This is a genomic window from Micrococcus sp. 093350064-1 (assembly GCF_053627955.1).
Genome location: NZ_JBSEYU010000005.1, coordinates 106657 through 125654, shown reverse-complemented (window position 1 = coordinate 125654; position 18998 = coordinate 106657). Strand labels below are relative to the sequence as shown.

The following is an 18998-nucleotide window of genomic DNA, read 5'->3' as shown; positions in this document are numbered from 1 at the left end:
GGGTCTGGATCGGCTTAGAACGAGCCGTACACCCGGGCGGTGTTCTCGCTCACCGCGCGGGCGAGGGCCGCCACGTCGTCTCCGCGCGTCTCCGCCATGCCCCGCAGGGTCAGCGGGATCAGGTAGGGCGCGTTGGGGCGGCCCCGATGCGGATGCGGCGTGAGGAAGGGCGCGTCCGTCTCCACGAGCAGCAGCTCGGCCGGGGCGATCCGCAGCGCCTCGCGCAGCTCGTCGTTGGCCTTGAAGGTGACGGGCCCGGCGAAGGACATGTGCCAGCCGTGCTCGGCGCACGTGCGGGCCAGGTCGGGGCCGCCGGAGAAGCAGTGGAACACCACGTGCGGGGGCAGCCCGCCGTCGGCCGCCTCCTCGAGCAGGATCCGGACGACGTCGTCGTGCGCGTCCCGGTCGTGGATCTGCAGGGCCGTGCCGAGTTCGCGGGCGAGTCGGATGTGCCGGCGGAAGGACTCCTGCTGCGCGGCGTGGCCGGCCTCGTCCTGCGTCCGGAAGTAGTCGAGGCCCGTCTCGCCGACGGCGCGCACGCGGGGGTGGCGGGCAAGCTCCGCGATCTGCGCGAACGCCTCCTCGAACTCGCCACGCTCGGCCAGGCGAGCCGCGTCGTTGGGGTGCAGCGCCACGGCGCCGAGCAGGCGGGGCTCGGCCTCGATCGCCGCGATCGTGAGCCTGGCCGAGGCGACGTCGCAGCCCACCTGGACCGCGCCGGTCACGCCCACGGCCTCCGCCGCGTCCATCGCCTGGTGGACGTCCACGCGGACCAGGCCGTCGCGGAAGTCGAGGTGCGTGTGGTTGTCCACGACGGGCACCGGCAGCGGCTCGGGTGCGGGCGGGTACTCGAGGCGACGCCTGCGGCCCGACTTCTCCTCGCGGGCGTCCCGGCGCGGGCCGCCGTCGTCGTCCGGCTGCTGGGCGGGGGCGCGGTAGGCGAGGGGGGTCTCGGATGCGTGGGCCATGCACCCCACTCTAGGGAGCCGAACCCGGGCTCCCGACACGCCTCGGGGGCGGTATCGGGTGGTATCCACGTCGGATACCACCCGATACCGCCCCCGGAGGGAGCGGCGCGGCGAAGAGGTCAGGCCTTCGTGGCCGCCCACGGATCGGCGATGCCGATGTACTGCACCGAGGTGTACTCCTCGATGCCCTCGGCGCCGCCCTCGCGGCCCAGGCCCGACTGCTTCACGCCGCCGAACGGCGCGGCCGGGTTGGAGATGACGCCCACGTTGTAGCCCATGAGGCCGAACTCGATGCTCTCGGCCACGCGGTACATCCGGGCCTGATCCTTCGTGAACACGTAGGAGGCGAGGCCGTACTCGGTGTCGTTGGCCATCTCGATGGCCTCCTCCTCGGAGGAGAAGGTCACGATCGGGGCCACGGGGCCGAAGATCTCCTGCTGGAGGATCGGGTTGCCCTTCTCCACCTTGATCGCGGTCGGCGCGTAGAAGTAGCCGTCGCCCTCGATCTTGTGGCCGCCGGTGAGCACCTCGCCGCCGGCCGCCACGGCGTCCTGGACGAGCTGGTCGATGTCGTCGCGCGCGCCCTCGTCCACGATCGGGCCGAGGGTGGACTCCGGGTCGGTGCCGCGCAGGGGCTTGAGCGCCTCGAGCTTGGCCACGAACTTCTGCGTGAACTCCTCGGCCACGTCCTCGTGCACGAGGAAGCGGTTGGCGGCGGTGCAGGCCTCGCCCATGTTGCGCATCTTCGCGGCGAAGGCGCCCTCGACGGCGGCGTCCAGGTCCGCGTCCTCGAAGACGATGAGCGGGGCGTTGCCGCCGAGCTCCATGGAGGTGCGCAGCACGTTGTCCGCCGCGTCCTTCATGAGGCGCACACCGACCGGCGTGGAACCGGTGAAGGACACCTTGCGCAGGCGCCGGTCCTGCAGGATCGGGCTGGAGATCGACGAGGCGGAGGAGCCCGCGACGACGTTGAGCACGCCCTTGGGCAGGCCGGCCTCCTGCATCACCTGCGCGAACAGCTGGGTGGTCAGCGGGGTCAGCTTGGCGGCCTTGAGGACCATGGTGCAGCCGGCGGCGACGGCGGGACCCACCTTGCGGGTGGCCATGGCCAGCGGGAAGTTCCACGGGGTGATCAGCAGGCACGGGCCCACCGGGCGATGGTGCACCTGCATGCGCAGCGTGCCCTCCGGCACGGTCAGGGTGCGGCCGTAGTGGCGGCCGGCCTCCTCGGAGAACCAGCGCAGGAAGCCATTGCCGTACGTGACCTCGCCGCGGGCCTCGGCGAGCGGCTTGCCCATCTCAAGGGTCATCAGCAGCGCGAAGTCCTCGGCGCGCTCGTTGATCAGGTCGTAGGCGCGGCGCAGGATGTCGGCGCGCTCCTTGGCCGGGGTGCGGGCCCAATTGGCCTGCGCGGCGCAGGCGGCGTCGAAGGCGGCCATGGCGTCGTCGGAGTTCGCGTCCTGCAGGCTCGCGATGACCTTGCCGGTGGCCGGGTCCTTCACGTCGAAGGTCTTGCCGGAGGAGGCATCGCGCCACTCGCCGTCGATCAGCAGGCCGGTGGGGACGGACTCCAGCAGCGCCTTCTCGCGCTCAGCGGTCACGGTCATGATGCACCTCTTTCGGGGTCGGTGGTCGGAGGCGGCACGCCCCGCGTCCCTCAGGGGAACGGGTGGACGGCCACGGGTATTCCGACGCCGTCCGGCAGCGGTCGGCAGCGGCTCCACGGCTGATCCTAGCCAGGCCCCGGGGCCGCGCCCCCGCGCATGAGCATCTGTGTAGCCGGGGACGTGTCAGCCCCGGGCCGCGAGCACCGCCTGGTAGAGCTCCCGGCTCCGCATCCCGTGGGCTCCGGCCACCGCGGCCACGGCCTCCTTGAGCCGGGTGCCGGACTCCACGAGCACCGCCACCTCGGCGACGGCGTCCGCCTCGGACGCCTCGCCCTCAGCGCCGGGCGCGGCCGGCCCGATCACCAGCACGATCTCCCCGCGGATCCCCTCCCCCGCGTGCCGCTCCGCAGCCCAGGCATGCACCTCGGCCGCGGTGCCGCGCACCACCTCCTCGTGCAGCTTGGTGAGCTCGCGGGCCACGCACACCGGCCGCTCCGCACCGAGGACCTCCACGACGACGGCCAGCGCGTCCGCCAGACGCTGCGGCGACTCGAAGGCGACCACGGTGCGGGCCTCGGTCAGCAGGGAGGTGAGCCATCGCCGTCGTTCCCCGTCCTTGCGGGGGACGAAGCCGTCGAAGGCGAACCGGTCCGTCGGCAGGCCGGAGAGGGCGAGCGCGGTGGTCACGGCGGAGGGGCCGGGCGCACACGTCACGGGCAGCCCTGCGGACACCGCGGCCGCCACGAGCCGGTACCCCGGGTCCGAGACCGTGGGCATGCCCGCGTCCGAGACCACCGCCACCGTGGCACCGCCCCGCACCTGGTCCAGCAGCCCCTGGGTCGAGGCCGCCTCGTTGTGCTCGTGATGGGCCACCACCCTGCCCGCCGGGGTGACGCCCAGTCCGGCGCACAGGCGCCGCGCGGTCCGGGTGTCCTCGGCGGCGATCACGTCCGCCTCCGCCAGCAGCTCACGCAGGCGCGCGGACGCGTCCCCGAGGTTGCCGATGGGGGTGGCGGCCAGGACGATGCGGCCCTCGGGCATGGGACGACCTTTCGACGGACGGACGGCTGCCCCGAGCCTACGGCCCCGGTCACCGTGCACGTCTCGCCGTCCACCCCGCCGCCTAGCATGGAGCCCGTGCCCGCCACCGCCCTCGCCCCCCGCCCCGCCGCCGTCGCGGCCGACGACGGCCCCTTCGGCGTCGCCGCCCTGCGCGCCCGCCTCGGGGTCAGTGCGGCACCCCTGACGCGGTGGCACTGGATCCTGCCGCTGCTGGTCACGGCGATCGCCGGCGTCCTGCGGTTCACGAACCTGGCCCACCCGGACCAGCTGATCTTCGACGAGACCTACTACCCCAAGGACGCCTACTCCCTCCTGGAGTCCGGCTACGAGCGGCGGTGGGACGAGGACGTCAACGACGCGTTCGCGCGCGGCGAGGCAGAGCCGCTCGAGGGGGCCGCCTACGTGGTGCACCCGCCGCTGGGCAAGTGGCTGATCGGCCTGGGCATGCTCGCGTTCGGCCCGGACAACGGGGTGGGCTGGCGGTTCAGCGCCGCGGTGGCCGGCACGCTGTCCGTCCTGCTGGTCGCCCTCGCCACGCAGCACCTGCTGCGCTCGGTGTCCCTGGGCGCGGTCGCCGGGCTGCTGCTGGCCGTGGAGGGCCACCACCTGGTGATGTCCCGCATCGGGCTGCTGGACATCTTCCTCTCGTTCTTCGTGCTCGCGGCCTTCGCCGCGCTCTTGGCGGACCGCGTCCACGGGCGGCGGCTGCTCGCGGCGCGACTCGCCCACGACGTCGCCCGGCGGGGACGCGACGCCCTGGCCAGCGGGCCGTGGCTCGGCTGGCGCCCGTGGCGACTGCTGGCGGGCGTGCTGCTGGGCGCCGGCTGCGCCGTGAAGCTCTCCGGGCTGGCGTTCATGGCGGCCTTCGGCCTGCTCACGGTCCTGTGGGACATGTCCGCGCGCCGGACCGCCGGGGTGCGGCGCTGGGCGTGGGCCGGCGTCGAGAAGGACGGCCTGTACGCGTTCGTGGTCGTGGTGGGCGGCGGCCTGGTCGCCTACCTGGCCTCGTGGACCGGCTGGTTCGTCACGGAGGGCGGCTACTACCGGGACTGGCACCGGGACAACCCGCCGGAGGGCCTGCTCGCCGGGCTGGTCCCCGGCCCGCTGCGCTCCCTGTGGCACTACCACGTGGAGTCCACGACCTTCCACCAGGGCCTCACCAGCCCCCACGACTACGCCGCCAACCCGTGGACCTGGCCGTTCATGGGCCGGCCCGTGAGCTACTACTACGAGGGCGCAGAGCCCGGCGAGGGGATCTGCCCGGCGGACGCCGCGGGCGCGTGCTCGGCGGCCATCACGGACATCGCCAACCCGTTCGTGTGGTGGACGGGCCTGGCCGCCGTCCTCGTGTGCGTGTGGCTGCTGGTGCGCCACCGGGACTGGCGGGCCGGCGCCCTGCTCGGCGCCTACGCGGCCGGGCAGCTGGTGTGGTTCCTGTGGCCCGAGCGGACCATGTTCTTCTTCTACACGATCGCCTACGAGCCCTTCCTCGTGATGATGATCGCCCTGGCGCTCTCGCTGCTGCTGCGGCCGGGTCGCCGGCCCGGGCCCCGCTGGGGCTCGGCTCTGGTGCTGGCGTACGTGACGATCGCCGTCGCCGTGTCCCTGTTCTTCCTGCCCGTCTGGATCGGCGACGTGATCCCGTACGACCAGTGGCGCTGGCGGATGTGGTTCAGCAGCTGGATCTGACGGTCGCGTCCCGGGCGCGGGCGTGCCCGACCGCGCGCCGCACGCCCGGAAATGGATACGCTCGGACCGTGCAGAACCAGAGCCCCGTCCATGAGTCCGCCACCGAGCTCGTCGGCATGCCGCCGGCGGACTCCAACATCACGGACCTGATCGTCACCTCCTGTGCCAACCGGCCGGACGCCCCCGTGTACGCCGTGCGCAACGGCGCGGGCGGCTGGGTGGACGTCCACTTCACCGCGTTCCTCACCCAGGTGCGCGCCGTGGCGGCCGGCCTCATCGCCCGCGGCGTCCAGCCCGGGGACCGGGTGGGCCTGTTCTCCCCCACCTCCTACGCGTGGGCCGTCCTCGACCAGGCCGTGTGGTTCGCCGGCGCCGTCTCCGTGCCGATCTACGAGACCTCCTCGGCCCACCAGGTGGAGCACATCGTCACGGACTCGGGGCTACGGGTGGTCGCCGTCGGCAGTGAGGAGCTCGGCGAGCGCGTCGCCGAGGCCGCCGGGCACGCGGGCGTGGACGTGGCGACGTTCCCGCTGACGGACGCGGGGCTGGCGGAGCTGGCCGAGGCCGGCGCGTTCGTGTCGGACGACGCGGTCGAGCACGCCCGCTCCCTGGCGACCCTCGCCAGCCCCGCCTCGATCGTCTACACCTCCGGCACCACCGGCCGCCCGAAGGGCGCCGTGATCACGCACGGCAACTTCGTGGGCGCGGCCATCAACGTGCTGCACTTCGCGCGCGAGGTGGTCCAGTGGTCCCCGGAGACGACGACGTCGCGCACCCTGCTCTTCCTCCCGCTGGCCCACGTGCTCGCCCACGCCGTCCAGGTCATCTGCCTGTACGCCCGCATCCAGGTGGCCCACTCCGGTTCCCCGGCCACGCTGCTCGGCGACCTCGCCTCCTTCCACCCCACGTGGCTGCTGGCCGTGCCGCGCGTGTTCGAGAAGGTCGAGGCCGGTATCGAGGCCAAGGCCCAGAAGGGCGGCACCGGGCCGATCTACGCGGCCGCCAAGCGCACCGCCATCGAGTGGTCCACGGCCGTGGACGAGGCCGAGTTCGGGGACGGCCCCGGGCCTTCGGCCCTGCTGCGCGCCCGGCGCGCGCTGTTCGACCGGCTGGTCTACCGCAAGATCCGGGAGGCCCTCGGCGGCGAGGTGATCTCGTGCGTGTCCGGCGCGTCCGCCCTCTCCCCGGAGCTGGTGCACTTCTTCCGCGGCGCCGGCATCCCGATCGTGGAGGGCTACGGCCTCACGGAGACCACCGCGCCGGCCACCGTGAACATCCCCGGCGCGCACCGCGTGGGCACCGTGGGCCTGCCCGTGGCCGGGGTGACGGTGAAGATCGCCGAGGACGGCGAGATCCTCATCCGCGGCCCCGTGGTGTTCGACGGCTACCACGGCATGCCGAAGGCGTCGGCGGAGGCGATGGAGGACGACTTCTTCCGCACCGGGGACATCGGTGCGCTGGACGAGCACGGCTTCCTGCGGATCACCGGCCGCAAGAAGGACGTGATCATCACCGCCGGCGGCAAGAACGTGTACCCCACGCCCATGGAGGAGGCGCTGCGCCAGCACCGGCTCATCGAGCACGTCGTGGTGGTCGGCGAGAACCGCCCGTTCGTGGGCGCCCTCATCACCCTGGACACCGAGGCCTTCACCCAGTGGGCCCTGGACCGCGAGCTCAGCCTCACTCCGGCCGAGGCCGCGACGGACCCCACCGTGCTGGCCTCGATCCAGGAGGCGGTGGACCAGGTCAACGCGGGCGTCTCCCGTGCCGAGTCCATCCGCCGCTTCCGCGTCCTGGACCACCCGTTCACCGAGGACTCCGGGCACGTCACCCAGTCCCAGAAGCTCAAGCGGGCCCAGGTGATCGAGGACCACGCCGAGGACGTCGAGGCCCTCTACCGCCGCTGACCCCGCCCCCGGACGACGACAGGCCGGGAGGACGCCTCGTCCTCCCGGCCCGTTCCCGGTGCCATCCGGCGGCGGTCAGCGCACCACGGCGTCGTCCTCCCGGGCCCACCGTAGGCGGGTGCGCAGCAGCTGCTCGCGGCGGTCCGCGCTCAGCTCACGACGGCGGCGCGTGGGCCACGTGAGCACGAGCGTCACGAGGCACGCCAGCAGGGTCACCAGCCCGACCACCACGGCCGCGTCCACCCAGAACTGCTCGGGGTAGAGGCGGATGAGGGCGTCCCGCACGGAGAACGTCCACGTGCCGTCCGCGAAGAACATCGAGTGGAACCCGGCGAAGAACGTCTCCCAGCCCAGCACCGCCAGGACCGCGAGCGCGATCACCGCGAGCGGCAGCCACACGGCGCCGGCGAACAGGCCGCGGCGCACCCCGCCGGGGCTGGTGCGCAGCAGGGACGCGATGAGCAGGGCGCACACCACCACGAGCACCACGAGCGCCGCAGTGGCGATCCACAGCACGGTCTTCACATCCGTCATGTGGTCGACCTCGACCTCGGTGAACAGGGGTGCGCCCTGGTGTGTGAGGCTGCTGAGGTACCGAGGCCCGGCCAGGTTGGTCACGTAGTCCAGCCCGGCGGAGCCGTAGTGCATGCGGTCGGCGAGGGTGAAGCCGAACCGGTCCGCGGGGAACCCGGGCCGGTGGTACTCCAGCCACAGGAACACCGGGCTCGCCACGAGGCGGACAGCGGCCAGCAGCAGGGCGAGCGGGGCGAGGACCGCCAGCAGCACCTGCGCCAGGCGCGGACCCGCCTTGGGCAGGCGCGCGCGCTCCTCCGGCGTGGGGCCCTGCAGGGCCGCCGCCTGCGCCACGGGGGCGGCGGTGCCGTCCTCGGGGTAGCGGTCGACCGGGGCGGCCGTGCTCGACCCCGCCGGGCGGGCCCCGACGGCGGCGCTCAGCGGGCCGAGCTCGTCGGCGCCGGGCAACGGCCGCCGGCCGCCCTCGGGCACGGCCCGGGAGGCGACGATGTCGCGGTCGGCGTCCGCGACCGGGCGGCCGGCGTCGCGTCGGTCCGCGGCCGCCGCGTCCCCGCCGCGCAGCGCGGCGAGGTCCTCGGGGCTGAGCGCCGAGGTGTGCTGGGCGCCGCCGTCGTCGTCCCGACCCATGGCGGGCAGCGCCTGGGTGCGGTTCGGATCGTCGGCGGCGTCGTCCTCGACGAACGCGCCGTAGTCCAGCCCGGATTCGAAGTCCTCCGCCCCGGCGCGCTCGTCGCGCCCGCGGCCGGCCTGATGGGAAGCCATGCTCGTGCCTCTCTCGAGTGGGTCCGTCCGCCCGCGGGCGCCGGGGATCAGTAGCGGTAGTGGTCGGCCTTGTAGGGGCCGGCCACGTCCACGCCGAGGTACTCGGCCTGGGCCTTGGTCAGCTCGGTCAGCCCGACGCCGAGGGCGTCCAGGTGCAGGCGGGCGACCTTCTCGTCCAGCACCTTGGGCAGCGTGTAGACGCGCTTCTCGTAGTGCTCGCCGGTCAGGGCGCCGGTGCCCGTGGAGCCGCCGTAGAGCTCGATCTGGGCCATCACCTGGTTGGTGAAGGACGCGCTCATCACGAACGAGGGGTGGCCGGTGGCGTTGCCGAGGTTCAGCAGGCGACCCTCGGAGAGCACGATGATGCTGCGCTCGGCCTCCGTGCCGCCGTCCAGGGTCCACTCGTGGACCTGCGGCTTGATCTCCGTCTTCACGACGCCGGGGATGCGGGCCAGGCCGGCCATGTCGATCTCGTTGTCGAAGTGGCCGACGTTGCCCACGATGGCCTTGTCCTTCATGGCGGCCATGTGCTCGGCCATGATGATGTCCTTGCCGCCGGTGGTGGTGACGAAGATGTCGCCCTCGCCCACCACGTCCTCGAGGCGGGCCACCTGGTAGCCGTCCATCGCGGCCTGCAGCGCGCAGATCGGGTCGATCTCCGTGACGATCACGCGGGCACCCTGGCCGCGCAGGGCCTCGGCGGCGCCCTTGCCGACGTCGCCGTAGCCGCAGACCACGGCGACCTTGCCGCCGATCAGCACGTCCGTGGCGCGCATGATGCCGTCCGGCAGGGAGTGGCGGATGCCGTACTTGTTGTCGAACTTGGACTTGGTCACGGCGTCGTTCACGTTGATCGCCGGGAAGAGCAGGCGGCCCTCCTGCGCCAGCTGGTAGAGGCGCAGCACGCCCGTGGTGGTCTCCTCGGAGACGCCGCGTAGGGTGCCGGCGGTGCGGGTCCAGTGCTGCGGGTCGCGGGCCAGCGAGCGGCGCAGCGTCTCGAGGATGATCCGGTACTCCTCGGGGTCGTCCTCGGTGGCGCTGGGCACGGCGCCCGCGGCCTCGAACTCGACGCCCTTGTGCACCAGCAGGGTGGCGTCGCCGCCGTCGTCCAGGATCATGTTGGGGCCGCGCTCCGGATCCTCGTCCGCGCCCGGCCAGGTGAGGATCTGCGAGGCGGTCCACCAGTAGTCCTCGAGGGACTCGTTCTTCCAGGCGAACACCGGCACGCCCTGCGGGTCCTCGGGGGTGCCCGAGCCCACGACGACGGCGGCGGCGGCCTCGTCCTGCGTGGAGAAGATGTTGCAGGAGGCCCACCGGACCTCGGCGCCGAGGGCGATGAGGGTCTCGATGAGCACGGCGGTCTGCACGGTCATGTGCAGGGAGCCGGCGATGCGGGCGCCCTTGAGCGGCTGGGCCTCCCCGTACTCCTCGCGCAGGGACATCAGCCCCGGCATCTCGTGCTCGGCCAGGCGGATCTGGTGGCGGCCCGCCTCGGCCAGGGACAGGTCCCGGACCGTGAAGTCGAACGAGGCACCGGGCACGGTGGTGCGGTTGGCGAAGGCCGGGTCGACGTCGGGGGTGCGGAACTCTGCGGAGGTCTCAGTCATGCCCTCCAGCCTAGCGAGGCCCCGGACGGCACGAGACGCGCCGCGTCAGTCCCCGTCACGCACCACGCGCAGCCCGGGGCGGGCCGGCGGGACGGCCATGGGCCGGGTGGGGACCGTGCGCACGCCGCCGTCCGCGTCGACGGCCTCGTAGTGCTCGGGCAGCTCCAGCCGCAGCACCTCCCAGCCGCGCGGGGCCGTGGTGCGCCGAGCGTGCTCGCCGCAGAGGTCGTACGTGTGCGGCTCCGCCCGGCGCGACAGGGGCCCGATGACCACCTGCGAGTCCGCATAGTTGTACGTCAGCGTGGCCAGGGCAGGGCTCTGGCATCCGGTCTTGCTGCAGCGTCGCATGGGTCCCACGCCCGCCACCCTACTCGGCGGACGGCCCGGAGCGGTGGCCTACCATGGCGCGCATGACCGCGTCCGCCTCCTCCGATCCCCTCGACCCCCTGCCGTTCCGGGCGGGCGACGCCGCGGGGGCCGAGCCGGGTGTCGAGGGCGGCCCGGCCGAGGCCGGCGTCTCCTCCCCCACGGGGCGCGGCGGACGGGACCGCCGTGGCCGAGGGCTGCGGCATCCGCGCCCGTTCGGTGCGCGCTCGGAGCGGGGCCGGGGCGAGGCGCTGCTGACCGCCGTCGAGAAGGCGGTGGACCGGCTGGGCTCCCTGGACGCGCCCGGGCTGCGGCACGTGACCGCGCGGGTGGAGCGCATCCCGGACCGGCTCGACGAGCGACTGCGCGAGCTGCACGCCGGCCGGGAACGGGATGAGGAGGCGCTGTTCGCGCGGGCCGAGCGGCAGGGCCGGGACGGGGTGCTGATCACCCTGTTCGAGCGGCCGCTGCGGGACGCGGCCGACCCGGCCGACCTCGAGGGGGCCGTCTACGGGGTGGCGCTGAGCCGTTGCGCCGACGCGTTGGGCGTGGACCCGCAGGTGCTCGACCCCAGCTGGGGCCGCGGCTGAGCCCGGACCGGGCGGTCCGCGCCGGGCACCGCACCCGGTGGACGGGCGCCGTGCGTCAGGCGCGGGCGCGGCGCAGGCGGCGACGCTCGCGCTCGGAGAGCCCGCCCCAGATGCCGAAGCGCTCGTCGTTCGCCATGGCGTACTCCAGGCACGCGTCCTTGACGGTGCAGGCCTCGCACACGCGCTTGGCGTCCCGCGTGGAGCCGCCCTTCTCCGGGAAGAACGCCTCGGGGTCCGTCTGCGCGCACAGGGCGTCCGCCTGCCAGGCCAGCTCGCCCTCGACGGGCTCGGTGGTCACGCCCGGGATGGCGGCCCAGTCGGCGGAGACGGGCACGGCCTCGACCGGACGCGCGTCACCGGGGAAGAGGGCGGTGACGGTGGCGGTCGGGGTGCCGGTCTCGCCGTCGAGGTCGTGGGCGGTGAGGAAGGCGGTCGCCTGATCCTCGAGGCTCGCGCCGGACACGCCTGCCTGCGGGTCGGCGGGGTCGAGGAACCAGTCGCTGGGGACGCTCCGCGGACGAGGCGCCGGCGCGGGATCGGCGCGGTGCGCGTCCTCGACTCGCTGGGTCTGCTCCATGTGTGACGCCTCTTCCCGGGATCGACGTGGCGGCTGTGGGCCGGGTGACCATGCGGTCCGTGCGGGTGCCGGGCAAGCCGGCGGGCCCCTCCTGGCGGGACCGTTGGCCCGGGTTCATTACATCGGTGTGATTCATGCCGAGTCAAACCGAGCGGGTGCCACACTGGGCCCATGGTCTCCCTCTCCGCACCCCGGTCCACCGGCCCCCTCGTGCTCCGCCTCGCCTCCTCCCCGCGGCCCGCGCTCGTCCAGGAGCCGGGGGCTCCGGACGAGCCCGGCGCGGTGGACCAGCGCATCGAGCTCTCGGGCCGCGTGACCGTGAACTGGGCCGCCAAGTTCGCGGGCCTGCTCGGCGCCGAGGGCGTCGGCGCGGGCGACGCCGTCGCCCTGGACCTGCCCGTCCACTGGCTCTCCCACGCCCTCGCCCTCGGCGTGCTCTGCGCCGAGGCCGAGCCCGCCCTCGAGGGCGACTCCCCCGCCGCCGTCCTCACGGACCGGCCCGAGGCGTGGCCGGACCCGTCCGTGACCGTGTTCGCCGTCGCCCTGCCGCGCGGCCTCGAGCCCGAGTTCGACGGCCCGGCCGCCGATCCGGCCGTCATGGACGTGGCCGCCGAGATCCGCGCCCAGCCGGATGCCCTGCCCGGCCCCGTGGATCACGTGCGGCCCGCGTCGATCCCGGCCGGGGCCGACGTCGCCCCGGACGACGACGGCCCGCGCCCCCGCCTGACGTGGGCGGGAGTGCGGGCCGCGCTGGAGGCGTGGGACGCGGGCCGGGCGGTGACCGTGCGCCCCTGACGGGGCGGCGGGGTCAGGCCGGGACGCTCAGACCCCGGCGTCGGGGGTACGGTGCCGGCCGTGCGGAGGCAGCTGGTCCTCGCGCAGCACGGGCATCTGACCGGTGATGATCGCGAGGTCGTTGGCGAAGCCGGGCTCCACGTCCAGCTTCTCCTTGAACACCCAGAACCGGTAGGCGAAGTAGCGGAACACGGTGCCGAAGAACAGGCCGATCACGTTGCCGGCGATGAACAGGCCGGTCGGGTCGGTCACGCCCATCAGGTACTGCGCGATCGCCACGCAGCCGGCCTGGATGCCCAGCCCGATCGCGTTCATGATCAGGAACATCACGAGCTCGCGCGTCTTGTTGGAGGAGCGCTTGTCCCGGAACGTCCAGTAGCGGTTGGCGACCCAGCTGAACAGGGTGGCGACGACGCCGCCCACGATCTTGGCCTTGACGTTGGACCCCTCGAGCGGGCCGGTCATCATCCACCAGAAGACGAGCGAGTCCACCACGAACGCGGCCGCACCGACGGTGCCGAACTTGGCCACCTCCCGCCACAGCAGGGAGACCATCCCGGTCAGGCGGCCCCAGAGATCGGACAGCATGGGCGTGGACTCCTCGGTTCGGGACGGGGGTGTGCACGCGGGGCGGACCCGCGCAGGGCTGGGGAACACTGTAGCCGCGCCCCCGGCGCGCGCCCTCCTCGGATCCGGCATCGGCCACCCCTCCGTGACGGAGTTCTCAGCCGGTCCGACTACCCTGTCCGGGTGACTTCCCCTCGACTCGGTGTGATCGGTGGCGGGCAGCTGGCCCGCATGATGGCGGGCGCCGCCGCGGAGCTCGGCGTGCCCTTCCGCGTGCTCGCGGAGGCCCCGGACGCGTCAGCGGCCCAGGTCGCCCCCCACGTGGTCGGCGACCACGCGGACCTGGCGGACCTGCGTGCGTTCGCGGCCACGGTGGACGTGGTCACCTTCGACCACGAGCACGTGCCCACCGAGCACCTGCGGGCCCTGCAGGAGGCCGGCGTCGCCGTGCGCCCCGGCCCCGAGGCGCTGCAGCACGCCCAGGACAAGCTGGTCATGCGCGCCGCCGTCGAGCGGCTGGGCCTGCCGAACCCGGCGTGGGCGCCGGTCGACGACCTCGAGGCCGTCCTCGCCTTCGGCGACGAGCACGGCTGGCCCATGATCCTCAAGACCGCCCGCGGCGGCTACGACGGCAAGGGCGTGCTCAAGCTCGACGACCCCGACGACGCCCGCGCCTCCGCCGCGGACGGCACCCTGGCCGCGTGGCTCGGCGCCGGCATCGCCCCGCTGCTGGCCGAGGCCCTCGTCCCCTTCTCCCGTGAGCTCTCCGCGCAGGTGGCGCGCACCCCCTCCGGTGAGGTGGCCGTCTACCCCGTGGTCGACTCGGTGCAGGTGGCCGGCGTGTGTGACCTCGTGGTCGCCCCGGCCCAGGACCTCGACCCGGCCGTCGCCGCGGCCGCGACCGCCGCGGCCGTCCGCCTCGCCGAGGAGCTGGACGTCACCGGCATGCTCGCGGTCGAGCTGTTCGAGACGCCGGGGGTCGGCCCGGGCTTCCAGGTGAACGAGCTGGCCATGCGCCCCCACAACTCCGGCCACTGGTCCATGGACGGCGCCGTCACCGGCCAGTTCGAGCAGCACGTCCGCGCCGTGCTCGGCCTGCCGCTGGGCGAGACGGCCCCCCGCGGGGCCGGCGTCGTGATGAAGAACGTCCTCGGCGGCGCCCGCGAGGACCTGCACGCCGGCAGCGTCGCGGCCCTCGCCGCCCACCCGCAGGCCAAGGTCCACCTCTACGGCAAGGACGTGCGCCCGGGCCGCAAGGTCGGTCACGTCAACGTCGTCGCGGACCACGGCCTCAGCCTCGAGGAGGCCGTGCGGACCGCCGAGTCCGCCGCCGCACTGCTGCGCGACGACGCCCCCACCACCGGCACCGAGACGGAGGCCCGCCCATGACCGCCACGCCCCAGACCCCCGCCCAGCCCCTGCAGGACGACGCCCCGGTCGTCTCCGTCGTGATGGGCTCCGACTCCGACTGGCCCGTGATGAGCGCGGCCGCCGAGGCCCTGCGCGAGCTCGACGTGCCCGTCGAGGTCGGCGTGGTCTCCGCGCACCGCATGCCCCACGAGATGGTGGAGTTCGGCGCCCGCGCGCACGAGCGCGGCATCCGCGTGATCGTGGCGGGCGCGGGCGGCGCGGCGCACCTGCCCGGGATGCTCGCCGCCGTCACCCCCCTGCCCGTGATCGGCGTGCCCGTGAAGCTCAAGAGCCTGGACGGGATGGACTCCCTGCTCTCGATCGTCCAGATGCCCGCCGGTGTGCCGGTGGCCACCGTCTCCATCGACGGCGCCCGCAACGCCGGCCTGCTGGCCGCCCGCATCCTCGCCTCGGCCGACACCGCGGAGGGCGACCGCCTGCGCGCCGCCCTCGCCGAGCACGCCGACGAGCTCAACGCCCAGGCCCGGGCCAAGGGGGCCCGCCTGCGCGAGCGGATGGCCGCCGACCGCTGATGTCGCCCGCCACCGGATCCGTGCCCGCCGGTCACGCGCAGCCCGACCCGCTCCGAGATCCACGCGTCGCCTCCCCCACCGAGCGCACCCGCCGGGCGCTGATCCTCACCGCCCTGACCCTGCTGGTCCCCGGCGGCGCCCAGCTCGTCGCCGGCAGCCGCCGGCTCGGCCGCGTGGCGCTGCGGGTCACCGTCACCGTGTGGGCCGTGCTGATCCTCGGGCTGCTGTGGTGGCTGGTCTCCCGCGCGAGCCTGATCTCGCTCATGGCCCGGGACGGCGTGCTGCTCGGGCTGGCGGTGGTCCTGGCGGCGTTGGCGGTGGGCTGGGCGGTGCTGTGGGTGGACACGTTCCGGCTGATCCGGCCGCACCTGCTCGCCCCCGGCGCGCGGAAGATCACGGCGGCGGTCACCGCGCTCGCGCTCGTGCTCACCAGCGGCGCCCTGCTCTACGGCGGCTGGGCGGCGAACACGAGCCGCGGGGCGCTCGGCGAGGTCTTCCAGGAGGGGCCGGCCGTCCCGGAGGCCGAGGGCCGCTACAACATCCTGGTCCTGGGCGCGGACGCCGGCGAGGGCCGCCAGGGGCTGCGCCCGGACTCCATGCACGTGGTCTCCGTGGACGCCCGCACCGGCGCCATCGTGATGTTCTCCCTGCCCCGCAACCTCCAGAACGCGCCGTTCGTCGAGGGCTCCCCGCTGTGGGACGTGTACCCGAACGGCTTCGACTGCGGCGACGAGTGCATCCTCAACGCCCTCTACACGGACGTGGAGGAGCACCACGCAGACCTCTACCCGGACGCCGAACACCCCGGCGCCGAGGCCATGAAGGACGCCGCCGGCGGCATCCTCGGCCTGGACGTCTCCGGCTACGCCCTCATGGACATGGGCGGCTTCGCCCAGCTGATCGACGCCATGGGCGGGGTGGACGTCGTCAGCGGCGGCTACGTGGTGCACCGCGGCGTCCGGCCCGACGGCGTCTGGGGCAACATCTGGTGGGAGCCGGGCACCCACCACTTCAACGGCGACGACGCGCTCGCCTTCGCCCGCTCCCGGCACTGGTCCACCGACTACGCCCGCATCCGCCGGCAGCAGTGCCTGCAGGCGGCGATGCTGGAGCAGTTCAGCCCCGCCACCGTGCTCACCCGCTTCGAGGGGATCCTCGCGGCGGGCCAGCAGATCGTGACCACCGACCTGCCGCAGTCCCAGCTCGGCACGTTCGTCGACCTCGCCGAGCGCTCGCGCGGCCAGAAGATGCGGCGGCTGACCATCGGCCCGCCCGACTTCGGCGACACGGGCACCCACTTCACCACCTACCCCGACTACGACCTCGTCCACCGCCGCGTGGACGAGATGCTGGCCGATGAGTCCGTGACCGCCGGATCGGAGCCGACCGGGGTCTCGGCGACGCCGCTGCTCACCGTGCTGGCCGTCGTCGCGCAGGAGACGCAGGCCCCCGACGTCGACGAGGACGACCCGGCCACGTGGCCGGCCCCGCCGACCCGCTCCGACGGCGAGCCCTTCACCGCCGAGGACCTGATGACGGCCGAGGACCTGGGCCAGGAGGACGTGCTGAACCACGCGTCCTCGACGAACGGGCTGTGCGTCCCCGCCCCGTGAGGCGCGGCGCGCGGGCCGACGGGCTGACCTAGGTGTAAGAGGTCATGACGTTGTTGACTCGGGCCGGGGCCAACGAGGCCGGAGGAGCGTCTCCCCAGGAGGTATGAGGCCGATGGTAGTTGTAGTGGTTCACCCACACCGCCAGGGCCTCACGCCGAGCTTGCTCTGAGGTGTAGGGGCGGGCGTAGAGGACCTCATCGACCATCAGCCGGTTGTACCGCTCGACCTTCCCGTTATGGCGCGGGGTGTAGGGTCGGATCCGGTGATGCCGGCCCCCGAGCGAGACCACCTTCGCGGTGAAGTCCGCAGCCCGATAGTTGTTCCCGTTGTCCGTGATCACCCGGTCCACGGTGATGCCGTGGGCGGCGAAGAACGCCCGCGCCCGGCAGTAGAAGCTCACGGTCGTGGCCGCCCGCTCGTCCTCCAACGCCTCGGTGTAGGCCAGGCGGGTGTACCCGTCGATCGCCGAGTGCAGGTAGGTGTAGCCGACCCGCCGGCCAGGCCCGCGCTTGGAAGCACGGCCTGCTTCACTTTCACGTCCGTGGGTGCGCCAGCCGCCCCCGTCTGGGATCTTCCCGATCTTCTTCACATCCAGGTGCACCATGTGCCCCGGCCCTCTCGCGGTGATCTTCTGGGGTCGTTGGCGCAGGTCCTCACCTGTGGGCGCGAGGTCTCGCAACCGGGAGATGCCCAGCCGGTGCATCCACCTCCCCACGGTGCGCAGGCACAGCTGGTGGCCTTCGGAGGCGAGGTGGTGATGGATGCGCCGTGCGGACCACTTGCGCTCCCGCCGCAGGGCGTGGATCTGGGCGACCAGGACCGGATCGAGCTGGGCAGGTGAACGGTGCGGCCGGCTGGGCAGGTCCTGAAGGCCGGCCTCGCCCTCGGCGCGGTAGCGGGCCACCCAGGTGGCCACCGTGGGCCGGCTCACCCGGAACTCGGCGGCCACGTGCGCCTGTGGGATCCCGTCGTGCAGGTGGCGGTGGACCATCCTGAGACGGCCGGTGGGGGTCAGGGGTGCGTTAGCGTGAGTCATGAGTGGGTCTTTTCGGGCAGGTGGGTTGTTGAGGAACTTCCATCCTGCGGGAGAGGCCCACTCGTCTCATCTCAGCCGGCGCCTCGTGGCAAGAACCTCATGACCCACAACACCTAGGCTGGGGCGCATGCACGTCCTGAAGCCCGTGATCCGTGACTACGCCTGGGGCTCCCCCACGCTCCTCGCCGACCTGCAGGGACGCGAGCCCACCGGCCGCCCCGAGGCCGAGCTGTGGCTGGGCGACCATCCGGGCGCCCCGTGCGTCGCCGTCGTGGCGGACGGCGCCCGTGTCGGCCTGGACGAGGTGGTGGCCGCGGACCCGGAGCGCTGCCTAGGGCCCGCCGCGCCGGAGGGCCGTCTGCCCTTCCTCATGAAGCTGCTCGCCGCGGGCGCCCCGCTGTCCATCCAGGCGCACCCCACCCTGGAGCAGGCCCGCGCGGGATACGCCGCGGAGGAGGCCGCCGGCGTGCCGGTCGACGCCCCGGAGCGCAACTACAAGGACGCGAACCACAAGCCGGAGATGCTGCTCGCGCTGACCCCCTTCTCGGCGATGTGCGGCTTCCGCTCCCCCGAGGTCTCCTCGGACAGCTTCGAGGCCCTGGCCCGCGCCCTCACGGAGCGGGCGGACGGGGACACGTCCGCCGTCGCCGTCGCCGCCGCCCGGATCAGCCAGGCCCTCGCCGCCGGGGACCTCGAGGACGCGTTCACCTCGATCCTCGACCCGGACTCCGTGTGGGGCTCTCCCGGCGCCGTGGCGCAGGTCGTGGACGTGCTGCGGGCCGCGCCGGACCTGGCCGAGCGCGACCCCTCGCTGGCCACGGCCCTCGAGGTCGCCCAGCACCACCCGGACGACCCCGGCGTGGTGGTGGCCATCCTGCTCAACCGCGTGGACCTGGCCCCGGGTCAGGCCATCCATCTGCCCGCCGGCAACGTGCACGCGTACCTGCACGGGCTGGGCGTGGAGGTCATGGCGGCCTCGGACAACGTGCTGCGCGGCGGGCTCACCCCGAAGCACGTGGACGTGCCCGAGCTGCGCCGCGTGGTCACCTTCGAGGCGCTGCCGGTGCCCTCCACCGAGCCCGAGCGCGTGGCCGACTCCGTGGTGGCCTTCCGCCCGCCGTTCGAGGAGTTCGAGCTGCTCCAGGCCACGCTCGAGGACGACGCCGTCCACGGGCTCGACGTGCACGGGCCCGGGATCGCGGTGGTCACCCGCGGCACGGCGAGCCTGGCCCTGGCAGGCCAGGAGATCGAGCTGGGCCCGGGCGAGGCCGTGTTCCTGCCCGCCGCGGAGACGGCGTCCGGCCCGCTGGCCGTCCGCGCCGCGGCCGGCGCCCCGGCGACGGTGCACGTGGCCGGCCTGCCGCGGGGCTGAGCC

At 73.8% G+C, this 18998-nt stretch carries 17 protein-coding genes; 8 read left to right on the top strand and 9 right to left on the bottom strand.

The window, feature by feature from the left end; translation table 11 throughout:
- Positions 1 to 14: 14 nt before the first annotated feature.
- The 3 genes from ACUW6W_RS07265 to rsmI form a co-directional block, all read right to left on the bottom strand.
- Positions 15 to 968: a TatD family hydrolase gene (locus tag ACUW6W_RS07265; RefSeq protein ID WP_095347422.1), complete on the bottom strand. Its 954-nt coding sequence runs from the start codon at positions 966 to 968 to the stop codon at positions 15 to 17.
- A gap of 119 nt (positions 969 to 1087) precedes the next feature.
- Positions 1088 to 2575 (bottom strand): NAD-dependent succinate-semialdehyde dehydrogenase, encoded by a 1488-nt coding sequence (locus tag ACUW6W_RS07260; RefSeq protein WP_063189038.1) that lies wholly within the window; start codon positions 2573 to 2575, stop codon positions 1088 to 1090.
- A 183-nt stretch (positions 2576 to 2758) separates the two neighbouring features.
- Entirely contained in the window at positions 2759 to 3616 is an 858-nt protein-coding gene (gene rsmI / locus ACUW6W_RS07255; protein ID WP_095347423.1) for a 16S rRNA (cytidine(1402)-2'-O)-methyltransferase, read from the bottom strand.
- Between the two features lie 96 nt (positions 3617 to 3712).
- Here rsmI and ACUW6W_RS07250 point away from each other — a divergent pair, with 96 nt between their 5' ends.
- On the top strand, positions 3713 to 5326 hold the full coding sequence (locus ACUW6W_RS07250; protein ID WP_454180060.1) for a dolichyl-phosphate-mannose--protein mannosyltransferase: 1614 nt from the start codon (positions 3713 to 3715) through the stop codon (positions 5324 to 5326).
- A gap of 68 nt (positions 5327 to 5394) precedes the next feature.
- Positions 5395 to 7233, top strand: coding sequence for an AMP-dependent synthetase/ligase (locus tag ACUW6W_RS07245; protein WP_454180058.1), 1839 nt, complete (start codon positions 5395 to 5397; stop codon positions 7231 to 7233).
- A 75-nt stretch (positions 7234 to 7308) separates the two neighbouring features.
- Here ACUW6W_RS07245 and ACUW6W_RS07240 read toward each other — a convergent pair whose 3' ends face one another.
- From ACUW6W_RS07240 to ACUW6W_RS07230, 3 genes are read right to left on the bottom strand one after another with little or no spacing between them, the layout of a single operon-like run.
- Positions 7309 to 8529, bottom strand: a complete 1221-nt coding sequence (locus tag ACUW6W_RS07240; protein ID WP_454180056.1) for a TIGR01906 family membrane protein — start codon at positions 8527 to 8529, stop codon at positions 7309 to 7311.
- A gap of 47 nt (positions 8530 to 8576) precedes the next feature.
- Complete coding sequence (gene ahcY / locus ACUW6W_RS07235) at positions 8577 to 10136, bottom strand: adenosylhomocysteinase (RefSeq protein WP_371506591.1); 1560 nt, start codon at positions 10134 to 10136, stop codon at positions 8577 to 8579.
- Between the two features lie 45 nt (positions 10137 to 10181).
- Positions 10182 to 10484 carry a DUF3499 family protein gene (locus ACUW6W_RS07230; RefSeq protein WP_020628239.1) on the bottom strand — a complete coding sequence of 101 codons (303 nt, stop codon included), beginning with the start codon at positions 10482 to 10484 and terminating at the stop codon, positions 10182 to 10184.
- Between the two features lie 62 nt (positions 10485 to 10546).
- Between ACUW6W_RS07230 and ACUW6W_RS07225 the strand changes: the two genes are divergently transcribed.
- Positions 10547 to 11092 (top strand): hypothetical protein, encoded by a 546-nt coding sequence (locus tag ACUW6W_RS07225; protein WP_225348318.1) that lies wholly within the window; start codon positions 10547 to 10549, stop codon positions 11090 to 11092.
- Between the two features lie 55 nt (positions 11093 to 11147).
- On the opposite strand, the gene ACUW6W_RS07220 is transcribed toward ACUW6W_RS07225, so the two are convergent.
- A complete protein-coding gene (locus ACUW6W_RS07220; protein WP_115165317.1) occupies positions 11148 to 11669 on the bottom strand; it encodes a WhiB family transcriptional regulator in 522 nt (173 codons plus the stop codon).
- Between the two features lie 171 nt (positions 11670 to 11840).
- Between ACUW6W_RS07220 and ACUW6W_RS07215 the strand changes: the two genes are divergently transcribed.
- Positions 11841 to 12464, top strand: coding sequence for a hypothetical protein (locus tag ACUW6W_RS07215; protein ID WP_123244309.1), 624 nt, complete (start codon positions 11841 to 11843; stop codon positions 12462 to 12464).
- 27 nt (positions 12465 to 12491) lie between these two features.
- Here ACUW6W_RS07215 and ACUW6W_RS07210 read toward each other — a convergent pair whose 3' ends face one another.
- On the bottom strand, positions 12492 to 13052 hold the full coding sequence (locus tag ACUW6W_RS07210) for a GtrA family protein (RefSeq protein ID WP_041104993.1): 561 nt from the start codon (positions 13050 to 13052) through the stop codon (positions 12492 to 12494).
- A 162-nt stretch (positions 13053 to 13214) separates the two neighbouring features.
- Here ACUW6W_RS07210 and ACUW6W_RS07205 point away from each other — a divergent pair, with 162 nt between their 5' ends.
- Genes ACUW6W_RS07205 through ACUW6W_RS07195 form a run of 3 tightly spaced genes read left to right on the top strand, consistent with a single transcriptional unit; the run spans position 13215 to position 16587 of the window.
- The gene (locus ACUW6W_RS07205; protein WP_123244308.1) at positions 13215 to 14420 is read left to right on the top strand and encodes a 5-(carboxyamino)imidazole ribonucleotide synthase; all 1206 of its coding nucleotides are present in this window, start codon (positions 13215 to 13217) and stop codon (positions 14418 to 14420) included.
- Positions 14417 to 14974, top strand: coding sequence for a 5-(carboxyamino)imidazole ribonucleotide mutase (gene purE / locus ACUW6W_RS07200; protein ID WP_002854497.1), 558 nt, complete (start codon positions 14417 to 14419; stop codon positions 14972 to 14974). Before ACUW6W_RS07205 ends, purE begins: the two co-directional genes overlap by 4 nt.
- A 20-nt stretch (positions 14975 to 14994) precedes the next feature.
- Complete coding sequence (locus tag ACUW6W_RS07195) at positions 14995 to 16587, top strand: LCP family protein (RefSeq protein ID WP_233569949.1); 1593 nt, start codon at positions 14995 to 14997, stop codon at positions 16585 to 16587.
- 28 nt (positions 16588 to 16615) lie between these two features.
- On the opposite strand, the gene ACUW6W_RS07190 is transcribed toward ACUW6W_RS07195, so the two are convergent.
- Positions 16616 to 17623 carry an IS481 family transposase gene (locus ACUW6W_RS07190; RefSeq protein WP_454180054.1) on the bottom strand — a complete coding sequence of 336 codons (1008 nt, stop codon included), beginning with the start codon at positions 17621 to 17623 and terminating at the stop codon, positions 16616 to 16618.
- 127 nt (positions 17624 to 17750) lie between these two features.
- On the opposite strand from ACUW6W_RS07190, the gene manA reads away from it, so the two are divergent.
- Positions 17751 to 18995, top strand: coding sequence for a mannose-6-phosphate isomerase, class I (manA, locus tag ACUW6W_RS07185; RefSeq protein ID WP_123244300.1), 1245 nt, complete (start codon positions 17751 to 17753; stop codon positions 18993 to 18995).
- Positions 18996 to 18998 lie beyond the last annotated feature (3 nt).